19 protein-coding genes are annotated in these 21,542 nt (G+C 39.9%); 17 read left to right on the top strand and 2 right to left on the bottom strand.

All coding sequences use genetic code 11. The features are described 5' to 3' along the window. Positions 1-89: 89 nt before the first annotated feature. Together cydD and cydC are read left to right on the top strand one after the other, a co-directional pair. Positions 90-1,820 (top strand): thiol reductant ABC exporter subunit CydD, encoded by a 1,731-nt coding sequence (cydD, locus tag PL11_RS07075; RefSeq protein ID WP_035168749.1) that lies wholly within the window; start codon positions 90-92, stop codon positions 1,818-1,820. Continuing rightward, positions 1,817-3,559: a thiol reductant ABC exporter subunit CydC gene (gene cydC, locus PL11_RS07080; protein WP_035168734.1), complete on the top strand. Its 1,743-nt coding sequence runs from the start codon at positions 1,817-1,819 to the stop codon at positions 3,557-3,559. Before cydD ends, cydC begins: the two co-directional genes overlap by 4 nt. Positions 3,560-3,619: 60 nt before the next feature. Here cydC and PL11_RS07085 read toward each other — a convergent pair whose 3' ends face one another. Both PL11_RS07085 and helD read right to left on the bottom strand, forming a co-directional pair. Beyond that, entirely contained in the window at positions 3,620-4,597 is a 978-nt protein-coding gene (locus tag PL11_RS07085) for a polyprenyl synthetase family protein (protein ID WP_035168733.1), read from the bottom strand. A 157-nt stretch (positions 4,598-4,754) separates the two neighbouring features. Beyond that, the gene (helD, locus tag PL11_RS07090; protein ID WP_035168732.1) at positions 4,755-7,067 is read right to left on the bottom strand and encodes an RNA polymerase recycling motor HelD; all 2,313 of its coding nucleotides are present in this window, start codon (positions 7,065-7,067) and stop codon (positions 4,755-4,757) included. A gap of 331 nt (positions 7,068-7,398) precedes the next feature. On the opposite strand from helD, the gene trpS reads away from it, so the two are divergent. The 15 genes from trpS to purR all read left to right on the top strand — a co-directional run bounded on the left by trpS (position 7,399) and on the right by purR (position 21,529). Then, positions 7,399-8,415, top strand: coding sequence for a tryptophan--tRNA ligase (trpS, locus tag PL11_RS07095; protein ID WP_035168748.1), 1,017 nt, complete (start codon positions 7,399-7,401; stop codon positions 8,413-8,415). A gap of 15 nt (positions 8,416-8,430) precedes the next feature. Next, on the top strand, positions 8,431-9,357 hold the full coding sequence (locus PL11_RS07100) for a Ppx/GppA family phosphatase (RefSeq protein WP_035168730.1): 927 nt from the start codon (positions 8,431-8,433) through the stop codon (positions 9,355-9,357). Between the two features lie 65 nt (positions 9,358-9,422). After that, the gene (locus PL11_RS07105; RefSeq protein WP_035168746.1) at positions 9,423-10,694 is read left to right on the top strand and encodes a hydroxymethylglutaryl-CoA reductase, degradative; all 1,272 of its coding nucleotides are present in this window, start codon (positions 9,423-9,425) and stop codon (positions 10,692-10,694) included. Then, the gene (locus PL11_RS07110; protein WP_035168728.1) at positions 10,687-11,658 is read left to right on the top strand and encodes a hypothetical protein; all 972 of its coding nucleotides are present in this window, start codon (positions 10,687-10,689) and stop codon (positions 11,656-11,658) included. Before PL11_RS07105 ends, PL11_RS07110 begins: the two co-directional genes overlap by 8 nt. 16 nt (positions 11,659-11,674) lie before the next feature. Then, a complete protein-coding gene (locus PL11_RS07115; protein WP_035168727.1) occupies positions 11,675-12,388 on the top strand; it encodes an NAD-dependent protein deacylase in 714 nt (237 codons plus the stop codon). A gap of 14 nt (positions 12,389-12,402) precedes the next feature. Next, complete coding sequence (locus tag PL11_RS07120; RefSeq protein WP_035168726.1) at positions 12,403-13,251, top strand: DUF72 domain-containing protein; 849 nt, start codon at positions 12,403-12,405, stop codon at positions 13,249-13,251. Between the two features lie 82 nt (positions 13,252-13,333). Next, complete coding sequence (gene metG / locus PL11_RS07125) at positions 13,334-15,361, top strand: methionine--tRNA ligase (RefSeq protein WP_035168725.1); 2,028 nt, start codon at positions 13,334-13,336, stop codon at positions 15,359-15,361. A 56-nt stretch (positions 15,362-15,417) separates the two neighbouring features. Beyond that, positions 15,418-16,200: a TatD family hydrolase gene (locus tag PL11_RS07130; RefSeq protein ID WP_035168724.1), complete on the top strand. Its 783-nt coding sequence runs from the start codon at positions 15,418-15,420 to the stop codon at positions 16,198-16,200. Next, the gene (rnmV, locus tag PL11_RS07135) at positions 16,193-16,753 is read left to right on the top strand and encodes a ribonuclease M5 (RefSeq protein WP_035168720.1); all 561 of its coding nucleotides are present in this window, start codon (positions 16,193-16,195) and stop codon (positions 16,751-16,753) included. The genes PL11_RS07130 and rnmV overlap by 8 nt, the downstream gene beginning before the upstream one ends. Continuing rightward, positions 16,753-17,643 (top strand): 16S rRNA (adenine(1518)-N(6)/adenine(1519)-N(6))-dimethyltransferase RsmA, encoded by an 891-nt coding sequence (gene rsmA, locus PL11_RS07140; protein ID WP_035168718.1) that lies wholly within the window; start codon positions 16,753-16,755, stop codon positions 17,641-17,643. Before rnmV ends, rsmA begins: the two co-directional genes overlap by 1 nt. Positions 17,644-17,741: 98 nt before the next feature. Continuing rightward, positions 17,742-17,987: a Veg family protein gene (locus tag PL11_RS07145; protein ID WP_035168716.1), complete on the top strand. Its 246-nt coding sequence runs from the start codon at positions 17,742-17,744 to the stop codon at positions 17,985-17,987. 125 nt (positions 17,988-18,112) lie between these two features. Further along, positions 18,113-18,970, top strand: a complete 858-nt coding sequence (ispE, locus tag PL11_RS07150) for a 4-(cytidine 5'-diphospho)-2-C-methyl-D-erythritol kinase (RefSeq protein ID WP_035168714.1) — start codon at positions 18,113-18,115, stop codon at positions 18,968-18,970. A gap of 139 nt (positions 18,971-19,109) precedes the next feature. After that, positions 19,110-19,793, top strand: a complete 684-nt coding sequence (locus PL11_RS07155; RefSeq protein WP_035168712.1) for a metal ABC transporter ATP-binding protein — start codon at positions 19,110-19,112, stop codon at positions 19,791-19,793. Then, complete coding sequence (locus PL11_RS07160; RefSeq protein WP_035168710.1) at positions 19,786-20,589, top strand: metal ABC transporter permease; 804 nt, start codon at positions 19,786-19,788, stop codon at positions 20,587-20,589. The genes PL11_RS07155 and PL11_RS07160 overlap by 8 nt, the downstream gene beginning before the upstream one ends. 121 nt (positions 20,590-20,710) lie before the next feature. After that, complete coding sequence (gene purR / locus PL11_RS07165) at positions 20,711-21,529, top strand: pur operon repressor (protein WP_078256941.1); 819 nt, start codon at positions 20,711-20,713, stop codon at positions 21,527-21,529. Positions 21,530-21,542: the final 13 nt, after the last annotated feature.

A 21,542-nucleotide genomic window follows, 5' to 3' on the forward strand; every position in this document is an offset into this window, starting at 1 on the left:
CATAAGTAAGGTATAATACGTGATTAGATAGGAAAAATCTAATCGCGTATTTTTTTTGGATTTTTTTACTAGATTTAGGGGTGAGTATGTTGATTGATAAGCGACTTTTTGACCTGCCGGGGATGCGCAAAAATGTTAGTATCTTGGCAGTTTTAGTATTTATTCAAGCATTTGCAATTATTTTTCAAGCTCGTTACTTAGCTATTGCCATTGTAAATTTGTGGTCATTAAAACCACTAAGTAGCATTGTGATACCAATGATCATCTTTGGAATTTCATTTATGATCAGACACATCATAACTGTGGCACAGAACCGGTTGTTCTTCCCGTTTGTAGAAACAACCTCAAAGAACATGAGAAACCAGTTAATGAGTAAACTCTTCAAACTTGGTCCCGCTGAAGTTGAACATCGGGGAACAGGGAATATGGTGACCATGGCACTAGAAGGGATTGATCAAGTCCAAACTTACTTGATGCTCGTGATGATTAAGATTCTGGACATGTCGATTACTCCCTGGCTCATTCTTGTGTACATAGCATTTCTCCAATTTAAACAGGGAATCTTTTTGTTGATTATATATCCCGTGATTATTCTCTTTATGGTGATTTTAGGTCTAGCTGCGCAAAGTAGAGCTGATAGACAATATGAAGGATATCAACGACTCTCTAACCACTTTGTTGATACATTACGTGGGCTTCCGACCCTCAAGCAATTAGGACTATCAAAAAGCTATGCTAAAAACGTTTACGGGGTTAGTGAATCATATCGAAAAGAGACAATGTCAACCCTGACGATTGCGATGACTTCAACGTTTGCGTTGGATTTCTTCACTACGCTATCAATTGCCGTAGTTGCTGTTTTCTTAGGGTTTGATCTGATGTGGGGGAAAGTTACATTGCTACCTGCATTAACGATTTTGACACTGGCACCAGAGTATTTTTTGCCAATCAGAAACTTTGCTAATGATTATCACGCAACCTTGAACGGTAAAAACGCAATGACAGCCGTTTTAGAGGTGTTAAACGAACCAACGACTAAAGACAGGGATAAGCTTCCAGAAAGCGACTGGAAGGCAAATTCTGAGCTTCAGGTGCAGGATGCAAGTGTTACCTATGGCGATAGTAAAATCCCAGCTTTGAAAAACGTTAACTTTGACATCACAGGGATGACCAAAGTGGGAATTATCGGAAAATCTGGTTCAGGGAAATCAACGCTGTTAAATATGATCGGTGGGTTTTTAAAACCTGACCAAGGGGATGCAATTACGTTGAACGGCAATAAGTTGCCTCATTTAGACCAGGAGAATTGGCAAAAACAATTTATGTATATTCCGCAAAATCCGTATATTTTTCATGACACTTTAGCTAACAACGTGAGCTTCTATGTTGATGATGCAGACACCGATAAAATTAATGCAGCAATCGATAAGGCAGGACTATCCGAGTGGGTGAAAAGCTTGCCGGACGGTCTGAACACGTTAATTGGTGAAGGCGGTCGTTCAGTAAGTGGTGGTCAAGCCCAACGAATTGCATTGGCAAGGGCATTCCTTGATAAGAACCGTAAGGTATTGTTGTTTGATGAGCCAACTGCACATCTGGATATTGAAACTGAAGTGGGCCTTAAAGAAGATATCCTACCAGTATTCAATGATCACCTAGTTTTCTTTGCGACACACAGACTACATTGGATCAACGAAATGGACTATGTTCTAGTAATGGATCATGGGGAAATAGTTGAACAGGGGACTCCTCAACAACTAGCAGCTCAATCTGGAATGTACACTGAGTTGCGAGCAGAAATGGAGGCAAACCAACTATGAAGAATTTGCGAAGCACATTTAAAAACGATAATTGGGTAATGCCTTATCTACGCAAATATAAAGCACTGTTAGCATTGGTACTCTTTTTAGGGTTTATGACATTTTTCTCAGCTGGAGCGTTAATGTTTAACTCTGGTTTTCTAATTAGTGAAGCGGCCAGAAGACCTGATAGTATCATTTATATATATGTGCCAGTTGTTTTAGCAAGGGCTTTTGGTATCGCTAGGCCAAGCTTTCGATATGCTGAACGGTTGACTAGTCATAACTGGGTATTGAAGATTGTGTCTGATTTTAGGAAAAAGTTGTATCAAACCGTTGAAAAGCGGGCAACAACAATTCAACGCTCTCATCAAACTGGTGACATTCTCAGTATTCTAGCAGATGATATCGAACACATTGAAAATTTGTACTTACGAACTGTTTTCCCAATAGTAATCGGTTGGTTACTTTATTTATTCATTGTGATTGGTATCGGGGTACTTAATTGGCAAGTTGCAATTTTGATGGCAATTTTGCTGGGAGTAATTGTTATCTTGCTGCCACTGTTATCCGTTGTCACAAATGGTGCCCGAGAATTTAAACAGCACCAAGTTCAGCATGAATTTTATACTAACTTAACTGACCAAGTGTTGGGGTTATCAGACTGGAAAATTTCTGGTCGGTATGATGACTTTTTGAAAATGCAGCAGGCGCCAATTGAAGAAATTGCCACTTTAAGAAGACAGGACCACTATTATCAATGGTGGCGAGGTTTGTTCGTTCAATTCATTATCTTCCTGGCCGTCTTGGTACTGACGGTGTGGACTGGGATTCAATTTGGTGCGACAAAGGGGCAGGCTAACTGGGTTGCTGCCTTTGCCTTGGCTCTATTTCCAGCAGTTGATCCGTTCCTAAGTATCAGTCAGGCGGCGTCTGAGTGGCCAATTTATAAACGCTCAATTGACAGGGTAAATGAGCTTGATCGCAGCGTTGAAAAACAACTTCCTGAACAGGTTGAATTAGGGTCAGTGTTTGAGACTTTAAATGTTGATGACGTTGATTTTCATTACCAAGGTGCTGATGAGATGGTGTTGAAAAAATTAACTCTCGAAGTCAAACAAGGTGAAAAGTTAGCTTTACTGGGACCAAGTGGAACCGGTAAGAGTACGTTATTAAAACTATTGGTTGGGGATGAAACGCCAACTTCTGGTGAGATCACCATTAATGGAATCCCGGTAGCCAAGTTACAACATGAGCGGGCAAATCTATTTGGTGTGCTAGATCAAAAACCTTATCTATTTGATACAACCGTAATGAATAATGTGCGTTTAGGAAATCCGTCCGCAACTGATGACGAAGTTAAACAGGCGATTGCAGCAGTAGGCTTGCAAGAACTAATTGAATCGTTACCCGATCAATACGACACTGAAGTTAAGGAAGCGGGACAACGTTTTTCTGGTGGTGAGCGTCAGCGGCTATCGCTAGCTAGGCTTCTCCTGCAAGATGCGCCAATCATTATTTTGGATGAACCAACCGTTAGTCTTGATCCAATCACTGAAAAGCAATTATTGGATCAGGTGTTTACCTTATTAAAGGATAAGACGATTATCTGGGTAACCCACCATTTGGCAGGAGTTGCTCATGTCGATCAAGTCAGATTCTTGGAAGCAGGTAAGTTTGAAATGGTCGGGACTCCTAAAGAACTTTATATGAATAATGAACATTTTAGAAAATTGTACGATTTAGACCGTGGAGAATAAGACAAAAAAAGGCCTTGTAACCAATCCAAATTAGGATTGACTACAAGGTCTTTATTTTTACTATTGATTTCTTACTAGTAGTTGAGAAGTTAGTGATTTGAGCTGTTTTTTTGCTTTAATATCTGGCAACTCATCAATTAGTCCCAATGCGTCATTTGTTAATTTTTGAGCTGTAATTTTAGCGTCATTTAGACCGCCACATTGTTTAACGATTTGAGCAACTGCAACCATGTCAGAACTTGTCATTGCAGATTTCTTGGTTAGTAACATACTTAGCTCTTGTTTTTGTTTCGGTAGAGAACAGAGAAGCGGTAGGGTGTATGTCCCTGATTTCAAATCCTCCAAGATTGGCTTTTTGGTGTTGACAGTATTACCGTCATAATCCAGAACGTCATCTAAAATTTGGTATGCCTGACCAATTGTTAAACCGATTTTGGCAACCTTGGTGGTTAAATCAGCAGAACAATGAGTTAATATTGCTGCCTGTTTAAAACTTAACTCGAATAGCTTGGCCGTTTTGCCAGTGATCTCTTCAATATATTGATCAACCGTTTCTTCCAAGTTATATCTGAGTTGCATTTGTTCTAACTCACCGCTCAAAATTCGTTGCATAACGTCAACTTGATATTGTAAATTTTGTGGTTCGGTTGTCGACTTTAGAATTTCATTGAAGTAGCAGGTAAACAAGTAGTCGCCAGCATAGATTGCGTTGCGTTGGCCATATTCTGTGTGAATTGTTTTGACACCACGGCGTAATTCCGAGTCGTCAATTACATCATCGTGAATCAGGGTGGCCACGTGCAAAATTTCCATTGCGGCTGCACCAGAACGGAGTACTTTTTTGTCTGTAGGTTCACCGAATTCTGAAATGATGTAGAAAAAACCTGGACGTAAAAATTTGCCACCAGAATTGATTAGGTCGGAAACTTTTTTCTCGATTGGTTTGACCGGCAGACTCACGACTGATAATAAATATTTTTGTAAGGCGATTAACTTTAAATTAATTGTTGGAAATTGTCGCCATAACTGATGAACCATGAGACACCTCATTATGATTTGATAAGTACACAATCTAGAATACAAATTTACCGAATCAAAGTCAATCAAGTAATCACGTGGGATTAAGCGGTTAAGGGGGTTCTGCAAAAAACAGCGACCTGCAAATAATCTGCAAGTCGCTGTTCCACATTAACCACTAGTCATAACTAATTGTGTGGTCAATCTTTATTTGATTTGTTTGAAGAGTTTCCTGAGTAATAATGGGGGTAACTTTACCTACACTGATCATTGTTAAACTGTGCATTGCCCTTGTGAAAATCGTGTATAGGGTTCCCGTGTAATTATCATTAGGATAGTTCTTTTCAGAAACATCCCAAGCGATCACTGAATCAAATTCGAGCCCCTTTGCAAGGTAGATGGGGATTACTAACACACCCTTTGGTAGAGTCCGATCAGCATCTTTTAAAAGAGTCGTGTCAACGTGTGAATGAAGCTTCTCGTATACCTGATTAGCTTCTTCAACATTCTTGACCAGAATTGCTACTGTGCCAAACTCTTGTTGCTGCTTAGTTACAACTTTGACGAGTTGGTCGAACGATTCGTTCAAATTATCCGTAATTACCAACTCCGGTAACTCACCGTCTCGTTGAAAGGCCTCAATGTCGTCACCATTAGGCAGAATTGATTTGGCGAATGTTGTGATGGGGTACGTCGATCTGTATGACTTAAGCAGGCTGATCAATCGTGAGTGGCGGGTTTTAAAGGATGAATTTAATCTGTCTAGTAACTGTTTTGGAGTTTCAACTTCTTTAAACAGTGCTTGTTCACTGTCGCCCAATAATGTCCACTTAGTTTGCGGAAATGCATACTTGAGATACTTCAACTGGGCGATTGAGTAATCTTGCATCTCATCGATGAACAGGTACTTCATCGTGTTGTTTTGACCACCACCGCACATATAGTCACGAAGGTAAAGTAATGGGGCGGCATCATCGAGGTCGATTCTATGAAGCTCAATCCTGTTCATAAATTCTTTAATTTGCTCTGCCCATTCACTTTCAGTGGCAGAAGTAAAAGCACTATATTGGCTGATGAAATCTCGGTATTGTAGATATGGATCCACAAAATTGTTGTTAAAAATTGCATCATACACAGACTGAAGTCGGTTAGTAACGATTTGTCTGGCAATGTAGAAACGTTCGGCACTTTCATCTTGGAAATCACCTAATTTCTTACCTTCCAAAAGGTCGTGGTACCGTTCGTTACTCATCTCATCAATCTCGTCATTGACCCAATCCGCACTGGTTTCGTCATCAATTCTGCGACGTAGTTGCTTAATCAGCGCATTCTTAGTCTTGGTAAACTTATCTGCTGTTTTCAACGCAGCAGGAAAACTTGCAAATACTTTGCGAATCTCTGACTTGGTAAAGAATGCTTCACCATTAAAACCGATGTTAGAGAATTCAATTTGTTCGGGTGTCAGCTGGTCACAATAAGATGTGATTGCATCCATAAAGTTGCCCGCTTCTTTTTCTTGGCGAACCTTGAGCTCTGCATCGCTTCTAGTGTCGTCAACTTCGTAGCGTTCAAACAGACTTTGTACTCTTAATCCCTTTAGTCGGTTTGAAATAAATTCAGCAAAGGTTACTTGACGCATGTTTCGTTCTCCCAAACTAGGAAGAACCTCTGAAATATAATGACTAAACAATCTGTTAGGTGAGAATAAGATTATTTGGTCCGCCTCTAATGTGTCTCTACTATGGTAAAGCAGAAAAGCAATTCGTTGGAGAATTGCTGATGTTTTTCCGGAGCCTGCTACCCCCTGAACAACTAGTAAATCACTCTTAGTGTCGCGAATGATGTCATTTTGTTCGTGCTGGATGGTAGCGACAATGTTTTGCATGTACTCATCATTTTGATTTCCAAGTGCACTTTGTAAAAGCTCGTCGCCAACGGTTTCGTTGGTATCAAACATGTTGCGAATCTCGCCATCATTGATTTGAAATTGGCGTTTCTTTTTTAGGTTTGCCTTTTGCATTCCCATTGGGGTTTCGTATTCGACATCGCCTAAAGTCCCGTTGTAGTAAATACTCGAGATTGGTGCTCTCCAGTCATAAACTAAAAACTCCCCAGACTTATCTTGAAATGATGCCGTCCCAATGTAAAGTTTTTCTGCGTCATCGTCACCTGGCTCGGTAATGTCGATACGACCAAAGTAAGGTGATTTTTTCAACTGCTTGTAAGTTTCCAGTTGAGTTTCCAAAATTGACTCATTTTCAGTCAATCGGGACACCAAGCCACGTTGCTGTTGAAGTTCAGCACTGGTTTCAATTCGGTCATCAACTTCAAAGTAGTTTACCGAGGTGTTACTCGAATAACTTTGTTGGACCCGTTTGGTTTCGTCATGGGCACGGTCATACTCGGCTTGCGTATCGTCAATCTTGTCGGCAAGTTTACTTACCACTTCGTCGACGCGTTGTTGTTCAATTTTCTTTTCATTAATATCCAAATGGGCAAGTCCTTTCCGTAAGTCGAAGTTCTAAATGCTTTGAACATTTTAGTTGCATTTTAACCACCTGTCAATTCAAGCATACTTTGACATTTTGCAAAATTATAAGTAAAATAAAAGCGATATTTTAGATAAGTAGATAAGTCATTAAAAGAGAGGTTATGTGCGCTGAAAATAACCACGACAGATCGAAATGGAAAAGTAAACGGGTAACTCCTTATCGTTAATAAGTGGCGGCTATATTAAAGTAGTTCGCAATTTAGGTGGTACCACGGTCTAACGTCCTATTGAGCAAGTCAATAGGGCGTTTTTTGAAAGGATGGATATTGGAATGGCAAAGAAAGTTATTTTAACTGGTGATCGCCCAACCGGAAAGTTACATATCGGGCACTACGTCGGTTCATTGAAGAACCGGGTTGAATTACAAAACTCAGGTGACTACGAAACTTACATTATGATTGCTGACATGCAAGCATTAACTGATAACGCTCGTGACCCAGAGAAGATTAGAAACAGTCTTACTCAAGTAGCGATGGATTATTTGGCAGTGGGAATCGATCCAGAAAAGTCTACCATTCTTGTTCAATCTCAGATTCCGGCATTGACCGAATTAACTGAACATTATTCTAATTTAGTGACGGTTTCTAGACTGGAAAGAAACCCAACTGTAAAAACAGAAATTCGCCAAAAGAAGTTTGGCCAAAGTGTTCCCGTTGGATTCTTCACTTATCCGATTAGTCAAGCGGCTGATATCACTGCATTTAAAGCTGATACTGTGCCGGTTGGGGATGATCAAGAACCAATGCTTGAACAAACTCGAGAAATTGTGCGTTCATTTAACTCAATTTACAAACAAGATATTTTGGTTGAGCCACAAGGCTACTTCCCACCAAAGGGAATGGGGAGAATTCCTGGCTTAGACGGAAATGCTAAGATGAGTAAATCATTAGGTAATGCGATTTATATTTCTGACGATGCGGATACGGTTAAGCAAAAGGTAATGTCAATGTACACTGACCCTAACCACATTCACATTGAAGATCCTGGTAAGGTTGAGGGCAACGTTGTCTTTACTTACCTAGATATTTTTGATGAAGATAAACAAAAAGTTCAAGAGTTAAAGGATCAATACAGTCACGGTGGGTTAGGTGACGTTAAAATCAAGCTTTACCTAAACGAGGTGTTGCAAGCTGTGCTTGACCCAATTAGAGAACGCAGACATGTTTATGAACAAGATATTGCGTCAGTTTATGACATTTTGAAGAAGGGTAGCGAAAAAGCTAACATTGTCGCTAACCAAACGTTGCAAGAAGTTCGTGATGCAATTGGAATCAATTATTTTAACTAGTAGAAGGTGTTCACTATGGAAAACCTTGTAATTCTGGATATTGGTTCTAATTCCGTTAGAATGGCAATTAACCAAATTCAAAATGACGGCTCATACCGTGAAATTAAGCGGGTGAAGAGCGATAGCCGTCTGTCAGAAGGGATGGGTGCAAAGAAAACCCTTAAAGAAGAAGCAATGAAACGGACGATTGCTTCTTTGGCAGACTTTAAAGATATTTATTCTCAATATTCACACGTTAACGTAATTGGAATTGCTACGGCAGCTGTTCGGCAAGCCCAAAATAGTGATGTTTTTTTGTCGCAGGTTAAGCAACGGATAGGAATAGACGTTAAAGTCCTATCAGGAGACAAAGAAGCATATTATGACTACGTTGGGGTGGTTAACCGCCTGGGAATCAAGAACTGTTTGATTTTAGATATTGGTGGTGCTAGTTGTGAATTAGTAGCAGTCAAGCACGGTAAAAATACTAACCTGATTAGTATCCCGATGGGGGCTGTTAACTTGTCTGAACGGTTCCATCTAGCTGATCGGGTGTCAGGATCGAATTTGTTTAACGCTCAGTTCAACATTCGTAAGGAATTTTCAAAGGTTGGGTGGTTAAGCCAGTCAAAACGTCAACCATTGGTTCTATTAGGTGGGGCCAACCGGACACTGGCGAGAATTAATCGAAAACGCCAAAATATGGTAAGAATTGATGCGATTCATGGGTATCACCTTTCTTATGAGCAGGTTAACCGTACTTTTTTAAACATGCTTAGGGGAAATATGAAACGCAGACAGCAGATTCCGGGCCTTGAAGCTGACAGAGCGGACATTATCGTTGGGGGCCTAATGCCACTAGTAGTTTTGATGGACTACTTAGATACAAAAAAGGTCTACTTTTCTCAAAGCGGGGTTCGGGAAGGAATTATTACCGAATATATCGAAAAACATTATAAGTGAGTGTAAGCTAAAGCTGGAGCAAGAAAATCTTGACCAGCTTTTTGGCGCTATTTGGTGGTGAAAACTTGGACTTAAAATATGATCATTTTTATAAACGTGATTACCAAAATCGTAAACTGCTGATTCTTGAGCAATTAAGCCAGGTTGTTCAAGGTGACCAACTCCTATCAGAAAATTATGATGACGGGATGGCTGAAGTGATTGAAAATTATTTGACTAACTATCAGATTCCAGAGGGAATTGCGACCAATATAGTGGTCAATGGTACTGAACACTTGGTTCCAATGGTGACTGAAGAACCCTCAGTGATTGCTGCCTGCAGCAACGGAGCAAAACTATTGGCGACGATGGGTGGAATCAAGGCTGAGGTTCAAAGTAATTTAGTAGCGGGACAGGTTGTAATTAAGACAAATTCTCAATCAGTAGTCGCACAGTTTGTTAGTAAAAATGAAAGAGAATTACTTCAAGTTGCTAATCAAAGTCACCCATCGATTTTGAGCTACGCAACAGGTGCTAAACGGATAAGCGTTAGGGTGTTAGACCCCGAGTATGTATCCGTTGACTTGTTAGTTGATTCTGGTGAGGCTATGGGAGCTAACATTGTTAACTCAATGCTAGAAGCAGTTAAGGAATATATGCAGGAAAATCTTGATGCAATTGAGCCATTGATGGCAATTTTAACCAATGATGGAGAAACCTCCCTGGTTAATGTTAGTGGTAAAGTTTCATTTGCAAGTTTAGAAACAAAAACGATGAGCGGTGATGTGGTTGCTGAACGGATTTCCGCAGCTAGTCACATTGCTCAAATTGACCCAGTTAGGGCAGCTACCCACAACAAAGGAATCATGAACGGTGTGGATGCTGCGGCAATCGCGTTAGGTAATGATTGGCGGGCAATTGAAAGTGCTGCTCATAGCTTTGCTGCAAAACGGGGAAACTACCGTGGCTTATCAAATTGGCAGATTTCAGATGGTAACCTAGTTGGTACCATGACAATTCCAATCCCAATTGGCTTTGTCGGCGGCGCTACCAGAGTGTTTAAACTAGCGAAGTTAAACCAAGAGATTGCGCAGGTTTCAGATAGTGAACAGGAAATGCAATTGATTGCGGCTGTTGGATTGGCTCAGAACTTAGCTGCCCTAAAGGCATTAGTTACCGAAGGGATTCAGCGAGGACATATGAGTTTAGCGGTTAAATCTGCTGTAATAGCCAATGGAGCCACGCCAGGTGAGGTCTCCACAGTAGTTGAGAGGTTGACCACACTTGGTAAGCACGATGCTGAAACAATTAAGAAAGTAATTAATGAAATCCGTAAGGAGCGTAATAATAATGGATAATAATGTTGATGTAGAGTTAAATGATCAAACTCAAGACTTGATCAATACAGTAAGTCAGTTTTGGGATGGTGAAGTTACTGTTCAATTCATCGGCAATTTACAGTCAGGATTTGTTCGTCATGATCAAGCCCAGACTGTCCAAGATGGAAAAAAACTGATGATTCAGGTTTCTGATCTGAGTGCACCGGACTACACAGCTACACATGAATTAATCCATGTGTTAATGACGTTGAGAGGTTTTCCTCAAGTATTCTTCCCACTTACTACTGGTGATTCAAAGTTAGACGACCAATTAAAAATGATGGGGACGGAAATATTTGATATCGTTTCTCACTTTGTCGTTGTTAGCGAGCAGAGAAAACATGGATTGATTGATGAAAAAATTGAACAAATGTATTTCGATGGAATATACAAGACAATCAAGCCTGAGCCTAAAGATGGCGATGATCAAATGACCTTAAGAGCATTGACATTACTTGATGCCTTAGTATTTTTTGGTGACAAGATTAGTGATCATGAACCTGAGCTAAAGAAAGACTTTCCAATTTCCTACGCGGCAGCTCAGAATCTGTTTGAGGTAATTACCGCTAAGCCAACTGATTCACCATTTGGCTTGAGAAGAAATGTAATTAAATTGTTCAAAGCATTTGATGAACAGCTGAAGAAATGGGATTTACCACAACTTCACAACACTGAGTTTACGACATTGACCAGTGTTTTATCTGAACGCCAACTATCACTTTCAGTTCGCCAAATCTTTGAAATATTCCACTCAGAACTTAAGGTTGCAGGTACCACACACCGAGCCTACGTTGGCTTCAATCGGGTTGATGACCAAAATTCGTTTGTGATTGAGGAGCCAGGTAAACAAGTTGACAGTGCAGAATTCTTCAAAGAGACCTATGATAAAACTGTAAAGGAACTTTTAGAAGAACTAAAAATGCCATACATTATTCGTGAATAATTTTGGGGATGATTAGATGATCGATTCTGCAATACAACAGAAATTTGATAACGCAAAAAAAATTACGTTTTTGACTGGCGCGGGGGTTTCCACTCCATCCGGAATTCCGGATTACCGTTCAAAAAATGGCTTATATACAAATGATGCTAGTGACAAACCAGCTGAATATTATTTAAGTATTGATTGCCTCAAAAATGAGCCAGAGGTTTTCTATGATTTCATGATGAAAAATATGTACTATCCAGATGCAAAGCCAAATGTGATCCATGAGCGGCAAGCTGAGTTCACCCAGAAGCGCGATGCAATGGTAATTACCCAGAACATCGATGGCCTATATCAAAAAGCTCAGACTAAGAAATTGGTTGAGTTTCACGGGACATTATTTGATGTTTATTGCCTAAAATGCGGCAAACATGTGGATTATCATGAATACTTACATGATATGCATCATAAAGATTGTGGTGGCATCCTTAGACCTAACATCGTGCTCTACGGTGAGGGGCTCGATGGTGAAAATATCAGTCGGAGTGTCGCAGCTATTTCAACGAGTGATTTGATTGTCGTAGTTGGAACTTCGATGAGGGTGTATCCATTTGCTGGGTTGATTGATTACCGTCCTAATAGTGCAGAGGTAGTTGTGGTCAATCAAGAGGCACTAAACTTAGGTTTTCCAATCACAATGGTCCAAGAAGATGCTTCAAAGTTTTTTGAGGATTTGCAAGTTAACTAAATGGGGGATTGCAGATGATAAATATTGGGTTGACAACTTTTGCTGACCATCCTGATTTATCGGTGAATGGTGGTAAAACAGCTAGACTAAGTGAATACAGTTCTCATTTTCCAATAGTTGAAATGGATACGCCATTTTACGCAATCCCAAGACAATCAACTTTAGAACATTGGCAAAACCAAGCTCCAGATAACTTTCAGTTCATACTGAAAGCAAATCAATTGATGACCCAACACGACGTTGCTAAGGGGGATCCAGTTCCCAACGAAGACCGAATTGAGTCCTTTAAAGAATATCTAAGGGCAATCCAACCACTGGTAAATTCGACGCAATTAAAGACTGTGTTATTCCAATTTCCACCAACTTTTAAACTTGATGTGGATGCAATTGAATATTTGCGGAGAGTTAGAGAATACATGGGCGGATTATCAGTTTCGGTTGAATTTAGAGATGATTCTTGGTACGCAAATGAGGTAAGGGATGACGTTAGAAATTACTTTAAAGAACTTGAGTTCACCCTAGTAGCGCCTGATGAACCACACACTTTAAATGTGGGGGTGCCATTTGAGCCGATTGTGACTAATGAACATTTAATCTTCCTCCGACTGCATGGTAGAAACGTTAAGGGGTGGACTAATCCTACTGGAAATTGGCGGACTGAACGAACACTTTATAACTACTCAGAAGATGAACTTCAAGAAATCGCCCAATTGGCTAAACAGCTAGATCAACAGACTGAGGAAGTAATTATTATTTTTAATAATAATGCTGGTCATGATGCTGCAAAAAATGCGTTGAGATTAAAAGAGATTTTGGGAATCGAGTATGATGATCTATCTCCACTACAGATGGATTTATTTTGATTTACATCGCCAACAAGGCGGATATTTGCTATACTTAATGTTAATTATTAAAAAGTAAAACGACACGAAAAGAGGTACTTTCATGGCAGAAAGTAAGCCAACATATTACATTACAACGCCAATTTACTATCCTTCTGGTAGATTGCATATTGGAAATTCATACACAACTATTGCTTGTGACGCAGAAGCAAGATTTAAGCGCTCAATGGGCTTTGACGTTTTCTTCTTAACTGGAACTGACGAACACGGTTTGAAGATCGAACAAAAAGCTGAGGCCTTGAATACCACCCCACAAGCTTACGTTGATGATATGGCAGCAACCATCAAAAAGTTATGGAAAACGCTTGAAATTTCTAACGATAAGTTTATTCGGACAACTGATGAGTACCACGAAAAAGCAGTTGCTGAAATTTTTGACAAGTTACTGCAACAGGGCGATATTTACCTTGGTGAATACGAAGGTTGGTATTCTGTTTCTGATGAAGAATACTTCACTGAAAGCCAATTAGCCGAAGTTTATAAGGATGATGATGGCAAGGTCATTGGTGGAAAAGCTCCGTCAGGCCACGAAGTCCAACTGGTTAAGGAACAGTCATACTTCTTTAAAATGAGTAAGTATGCTGACTGGTTGCTTCAATATTACAAAGATAATCCAACTTTCATTCAACCAGAAGCAAGAATGAACGAAATGATTAAAAACTTTATTGAACCAGGTTTGGAAGATCTGGCTGTAAGTAGAACAACATTTAACTGGGGAGTCCCAGTAAAGTCTGATCCTAAGCACGTTGTTTACGTTTGGATCGATGCACTCTCAAACTATATAACTGCGCTAGGATATGGTTCAAACGACCAGTCTGAATTTAACAAGTATTGGCCTGCTGATGTTCATATGGTTGGTAAGGAAATTGTTCGTTTCCACACTATTTACTGGCCAATTATCCTTCACGCACTAGGATTACCATTGCCAAAACAAGTATTTGGTCATGGTTGGTTACTGATGAAGGACGGTAAGATGTCTAAGTCTAAGGGAAACGTAATTTATCCAGAAACTTTGGTAGACCGTTACGGACTAGATGCTGTTCGTTATTACTTGCTTAGAGCAATGCCTTACGGGAACGACGGAATCTTTACCCCAGAAGACTTTATTGATCGGGTCAACTACGACCTTGCTAATGACCTTGGAAACCTATTGAACAGAACTGTCTCAATGGTTAACAAGTATGATGGCGGAGTTGTTCCTGACCTTCAAAGTGGAATTACCGAGTTTGATAAGGGACTAGAAGATACTAGTGCTGAAGTTGTCGCTAACTTTAAAAAGTTAATGAATAAGCTTCACTTTGCTGATGCATTGAGTGAAGTTTGGAAGTTAGTTTCAGCTTCTAACAAGTACATTGACCAAACAGAACCTTGGGTTTTGGCTAAAGACGATGCTAAAAAAGAACAGTTGGATTCAGTGATGGCTCACTTAGTTGCTGCATTGAGAGTGATTGCGGAATTAGTAAGCCCAGTTATGACCCACGCACCTAAAGAAATTTTTGCTCAATTAGGTATCAGCGATGAAATTGACTTAACAACCTTGAGCTTTGCTGATCTTAAGGGAGGCGTTAAGGTGGCTGAAAAGGGTCAACCAATTTTCCCACGTTTGGATAGTGAAGTTGAGGTTAACTTCATTAAGGAACAAATGACAAAGTCTGATAAGGCAAAGGGAAGAGCAGCAATGAAAGAAGCTGCTGAAAACACTTTTGATCCGGAATCCACTGAACTGAAGTCAGATAAGAAGGAAGTTCGCTTTGAAGCCTTCGAAAAAATTGAATTAAAGGTTGCCCAAATCAAGAGCGTTAACAAAGTTGAAGGTGCTGATAAGTTACTTCAATTTAGACTCGACGCTGGAGATGATGGTGATCGCCAAATTCTTTCAGGGATTGCTCAATGGTACCCTGACTATGAAAAGTTAGTTGGTAAAAAAGTAATTATTGTTGGTAACTTGAAACCACGGAAGATGAAGGGCGAAGTTAGCCAAGGAATGTTGCTATCTGTCGAACATGATAACGGCGACGTTGAATTGGTTACAATTCCTGACAACCTTCCCAATGGTTCAACTTTAGAATAAACAAACTGCCGCCTTCAGAATCTAGAAAGCGGCTTTTTCAATAATTGAGGGATAAAATGAAAATATTCGATTCACATACTCATTTAAATGACGATATTTTATATCAAGACGTTGAAGGTTACTTTGCCCATGCTCAAAAGTTGGGAGTTAAAAAAATCGCCAACGTTGGTTCAAATCAGAAGTTAAACGAGCGTTCATTGGAACTTGCTGACAAATATCCAGATATGTATTCGATTATCGGGTGGCACCCAGAAGATGCCATTTATTTTAAGGATGAACAAGAAAAATGGCTAGTCAAAAACTTGGAGAACGAAAGGGTGGTTGCAATTGGCGAAATTGGTTTGGATTATTACCAGACCGCTTCTCCACATTCAGTTCAAAAAGAAGTGTTTAAGCGCCAAGTAGAGATTGCTAAATATTACGGCCTCCCCATTTCGATTCATAATCGGGATGCGTTTGAAGATACGTATGAAATATTAAAAGCAGTGGGTGTCAGTGATATTTCTGGGGTAATGCACAGTTTTAATGGTGACCCTGAATGGCTAAATAAATTTCTGGATTTGGGAATGTCTGTATCGTATAGTGGGGTTGCAAGTTTTAAGAAGACCCATGAGGTTCATGATTCGGTTCGTAATACTCCACTAGATAAGATTTTGGTGGAAACCGATGCCCCATATTTGGCTCCGGAACCATTTAGAGGTAAGCAAAACGAACCTGCATACACGCTCTATACCGTCGAAGCATTAGGAAGGCTGTTAGACACTGATCCAGATGTTGTGGCAGCTCACACCTATGAAAATACATTGAAATTATTTGGAATAAGTGAAGCCAATGACTAATAAAATTAAAGAAGTAATTGTTGTTGAAGGTAAAGATGACACCAAGCGAATTAGAGCTGCGGTAAATGCGGATACAATTGAAACTAGAGGCTCAGCGGTTGATGAAGATACTTTAGCATTGATTGAAAAGGTTGCCCAGAGTCGGGGAATTATAATTTTTACTGACCCGGATTTTTCTGGTGAGAAGATTCGTAAAATTGTGACTGAAGTGGTTCCTAATGCTAAGCATGCTTTTTTGAAGAAGAGTCAGGCAGTCCCAGAAAGGGCCCATGGTTCTTTGGGAGTTGAACATGCGAGTCCGCAGGCAATCCGTGAGGCATTGGAGAACGTATATACAGTCGATGATAACCCGGTTGAGACCATTACCACAGAAGATCTGTTGCACTATGGTTTGATGGGAGGAAACGGTGCTAAACAGCGTCGTAGAAGATTATCTGAACATCTTAATATTGGTTATGTGAACGCAAAACAATTAAAGCATCGACTGGCAATGTTTCAAATTTCTCGCGATGACTTTATTAAGGCAATGAAAGAAATTGAGGAAGAAAATTAATGAATGATTTCCTAGAAATTGGTACCGAAACTAGAACAATGGCAATTTTGAATCAGTATCATCTATTTGCTAAGAAAGGCCTTGGCCAAAACTTCTTAGTGGATATTGATGTTTTACGGAGAATTGTCACGACTGCTGAAATTACAGCTGATGATGCGGTGGTTGAAATTGGCCCCGGAATTGGCGCATTGACTGAACAACTAGCTAAGAATGCCAATAAGGTAGTCGCATTTGAGATCGATGATAATTTGTTACCTGTACTGTATGATACATTGCACGACTATCCTAACGTGAAGATTATCAATCAAGATATATTGAAGGCGAACTTGCCTGAGGTAATTGACACCGAATTTGGTGCGGATAAAAAAGTCAAAGTTGTGGCTAATTTGCCTTACTACATCACCACACCGATTATTATGGACCTATTAAGAAGTGATGAGAGCATAGATTCTATTGTAGTAATGATGCAAAAAGAAGTAGCTGAACGCTTAACTGCTAACCCTAGTACTAAAGCCTATGGATCGTTGTCAGTTATTATGCAACAACAAAAGAATGTCGAGGTTGCTTTCTTAGTAAGTAAGAATTCTTTCATTCCTAGCCCTAAGGTTGATTCAGCAATTATCAAGATTACGCCGAAGGAAAAACAGGGGGTTCAACCCTTTGACCTCAAGAAGTTTCAGGCATTTGTTCGTGGGTGTTTCATGCATCGACGTAAGAGTCTGTACAATAATTTGCAGGGTATTTTTGGGAAATCCTCAGAAATTAAGGAAACAATTAAGAAAGTTACGACTGAGCTTGAATTGGGGGATAATGCCCGTCCGGAAGAACTGTCAGTGGCCCAATTTGTAGAACTATGTAACAAGTGTAATACAGAAGGCCTCATTAAATAAAAATCCCTAAATATGTTATTGCTTATCCAAAGTAAGTGTGATAAAATTTGCATTTTTATTCAGATTGCGATATAATAAATTATCGTGAGGTGAGTGCAATGCCTATCACATTATCTGTGATTAAACACAAGATTGATGATCATCTTGGTCAACACATTAGTGTTACTTCCCAGATTGGGAGACGCAAGACTGCAACACGTGAGGGGATTTTGCGGGAGACTTTTCCTGCAGTGTTCGTAGTTGAGCTTGATAAGGACTCGAGTTTAAACCGAGTATCTTACAGTTACACTGACGTTTTGACTAAGAACATCAAGATTGAGTTTGGAGCTAATCAAACTGATTAGTAATTTGGGGGGCCGAGAGGCCTTTTTTTTTGCTCAAAATTCCGGTTTCAGTGTGACTGACTGACTTTTTGCCGATTATTTAGTATACTTTTTGTAATATATCGTTGGTCAGGGGATGTTGTTTAATGAAAATGATCATAAAAGCACCCGCCAAACTTAATCTCGGATTGGACGCAACGTCAGTTCATTCAAACAAAGAGGTTGAATGGGAAATGGTGATGACTTCAATTTCACTCTGTGATTACGTTACTTTAGAAACAAATTCGTCAGGTAAAATCGAAATTGATACGGATAGTGGCTTTCTACCAGATGACGGTCGGAACCTTGCACTTAAAGCAGCCAGGTTATTTTTTCAGGATAATCACATTAGCAGTGGACTTAAAATTTCCATCGAAAAGAACATTCCAGTTGCTGCTGGTTTAGGTGGTGGTTCAAGTGATGCTGCGGCAGTTTTGCGAGGACTAAATACGATGTTTCGAACTGGCAAAACACTGTTTGAATTAGCAAAATTAGGCTTACAGATCGACTCAGATGTTCCATATTGTGTTTACGGCAAGACAGCTAAAGTTTCAGGGTATGGCGAAGTGATTACTCCATTACCTAAACTACCGTCAATGTGGTTTGTACTTGCAAAGCCCAACGTAAGTGTTTCGACGCCGAAAATAATTCGCTCGCTTCATAACGTGGAATTAGATCATCCAAACATCAATGGATTGGTTTCAGCAGTCGAATCACAAAATTACGAGGAAATTGTGGGTAATTTGGCTAATACCCTTGAAACAGTGACTTCAAAAATGTATCCACAAATTCTTACGATTAAGCAGAGACTACAAAAGTATGGTGCAGATGGATCGTTGATGACGGGCAGTGGGCCGACTGTTTACGGGATTTGTCGTAAGCAGAGCCGGGCAAATCGGGTGTTTAATAGTATCTCTGGGTTTTGTCACGAAGTCTATATTGCTAGATCAATTGAAACAAATTAAGGATGGGCAACAGTCGAAAATAACAATAGCTTTTTCGACTGAGCCTATTTTTTTGTGGAGTTTTCAATATTCCGTTGACAAACAAAATGAGGTCTGTAAACTAGAATGGTAATGATTACTTTTTTCAAGGAGGAAGCAATTGTCAGAACCAGTCGTAAAAGTGAATAAATTAAACGTGGCTTTTAACCGCCATCCTGTTTTGACTGATTTAAGTGTGGAATTAAATCGAGGAGAATTTCTTGCGATTGTTGGGCAAAACGGAGTCGGAAAAACCACCTTTGTCCGAACACTTCTTAAGCAACTTAAACCTGCAAGTGGCGAGATAATAATCGCCCCAGGTACGAAGATTGGTTACGTTCCTCAATTTAGAAATATCGACGTTGAGTATCCATTATCAATTAAGGATTTTATTTCGTTGGGATTTACCGGATTTAAACTGCCCTTTTTAAAATCAAGCGAACGCAAAGTTCTTGATGAAGTGATTAAAATGGTTGATTTACAGGACATCGCTAAACGTTCAATGGGAAGGGCATCTGGTGGCGAAAAGCAGCGGGCATACCTTGCTGCTGCACTGATTAAGCACCCAAACTTGTTGATTTTAGATGAATCAACCGCAAGTCTTGACCCCAATGCTAAGCGCGAGTTGCTGGCTGTGGTTAAGAAACTTAATGTTGAAAATCAACTGACTGTCATATTTATTACGCATGACGTTTCGCTGGTTTCACAATATCCTGATCACTACCTCTGGATGAAGCAAGGGGAGTATGAATCAGGGCTAATCGAAAATCTACCGAGTGAGGTGGTCAGTCAAGATCATGCTTAATTTAGAATTTATGAGAAATGCGTACCTTGCCGGAACGCTGATTGCAGTGGTAAGTTCCGTTATTGGTACTTTTGTGGTTGCCAGAAACATGTCGTTTATGACGCATACACTTTCAGAGATTGGTTTTGCCGGTGCATCCTTTGGAATTTTCATTGGTTGGCCACCGTTGAATGGAATGCTGTTATTTACAGCGATTAGCTCGATCTTAGTTGGTCAGTTAAGTGGCCAAATTGAATCGCGAAGAGAATCCGTAATTTCAGCAATTTCTGGTCTGTTTATTGGGCTGGGAATTTTGTTCTTATCAATTTCGCAAAAAAATGCAAGTTATGCCACTAACATCTTATTTGGTAGCGTAATCGGAATCAGCAAGGATGATGTCCATTTGATGGCAATTTTATCCTTGTTAGTATTACTAGTCGTCGTTGTGATCTACCGAAACTTGAAGGCTGATTCTTTTGATTCGATTGGTGCCAAAATTAATGGCGTTAATTCTAACTTAATATCAATTATCTTTTTATTGCTGTTAGCGATGAGTGTCAGTGTTGCTGCTCAGATTGTGGGCTCACTTTTAATCTTTATCTTGCTAACATTACCTGCATCTAGTGCAAAATATTTCTGTCACACGGTATTTTCAATGATTGTGTTGGGAACTGTTTTTGCACTGGCAGGGGTTTGGATTGGCCTTTATTTAGGCTACATTACTAATTGGCCGGTCACTTTCTTCATTGCCTGCATTGAGGCAGCAATTTATGGCTGTGCTTTACTTTATAACTCAATTCAAAACCGTAGCGAGTAAGCTACGGCTTTTTATTTCGAAAACTTTAAAAATAATCTGGAAAAAAGTTAAACAGTTCAGCAAAAGCCGAACATTTATGATAAAATTTAATAGATATTACATATAAATTGAGGTGGGATTTTTGAAAGTACGCAGAAGTGATCGGCTGATCGATATGACCCGCTATTTACTTGAACGTCCGCACACGCTTGTGCCGTTGACGTTCTTTTCTAAGAAATATGAGTCAGCAAAATCGTCAATTAGTGAAGATTTAACAATTTTAAAGAGAACTTTCCAAGAACGGGGAACTGGTTTATTGGAAACCGTTCCCGGAGCAGCAGGGGGCACTCGCTTTCTGCCATATATTTTGAAAGAAGAGGCAACTGACTTTGTCGGGGACTTAATTGGTCAAATGACTGACGAAAGTCGTTACTTGCCAGGCGGATACGTCTATATGTCTGACTTGTTAGGCGATCCTAATACCTTGCGGCAAATCGGCAGAATTTTTGCCACTCAATATTTAAACCAAAACGTTGATGCTGTTATGACAATTGCCACCAAAGGGGTGCCAATTGCTCAGGGAGTTGCCAACTTATTAAACGTGCCGTTCGTTATCGTGCGTCACGATACTGAAATCACTGAAGGGTCTACAGTTAACGTAAACTATGTTTCTGGATCAAGTGAACGAATCGAAAAGATGTCACTATCAAAACGGAGCCTTAAGAAGGGTGCGAATGTTTTGATTGTTGATGATTATATGCGTGGCGGAGGAACCATCTCTGGGATGATTTCTATGGTTGAAGAATTTGAAGCTAACTTAATCGGAATTGGGGTAGTTGCTGAAAGTTCGATGCCGGAAACACGTAGAATTGGTGAGTACACCTCATTGATGACAGTAGATGCAGAAGACAACACGGTCACTGCCAAAACGGGGAACTATTTAGATAAGTTTTTTAACTAATCATTAAGAGGAG

The organism is Lentilactobacillus curieae (genome assembly GCF_000785105.2).
GTDB classification, from domain to species: Bacteria; Bacillota; Bacilli; order Lactobacillales; family Lactobacillaceae; genus Lentilactobacillus; species Lentilactobacillus curieae.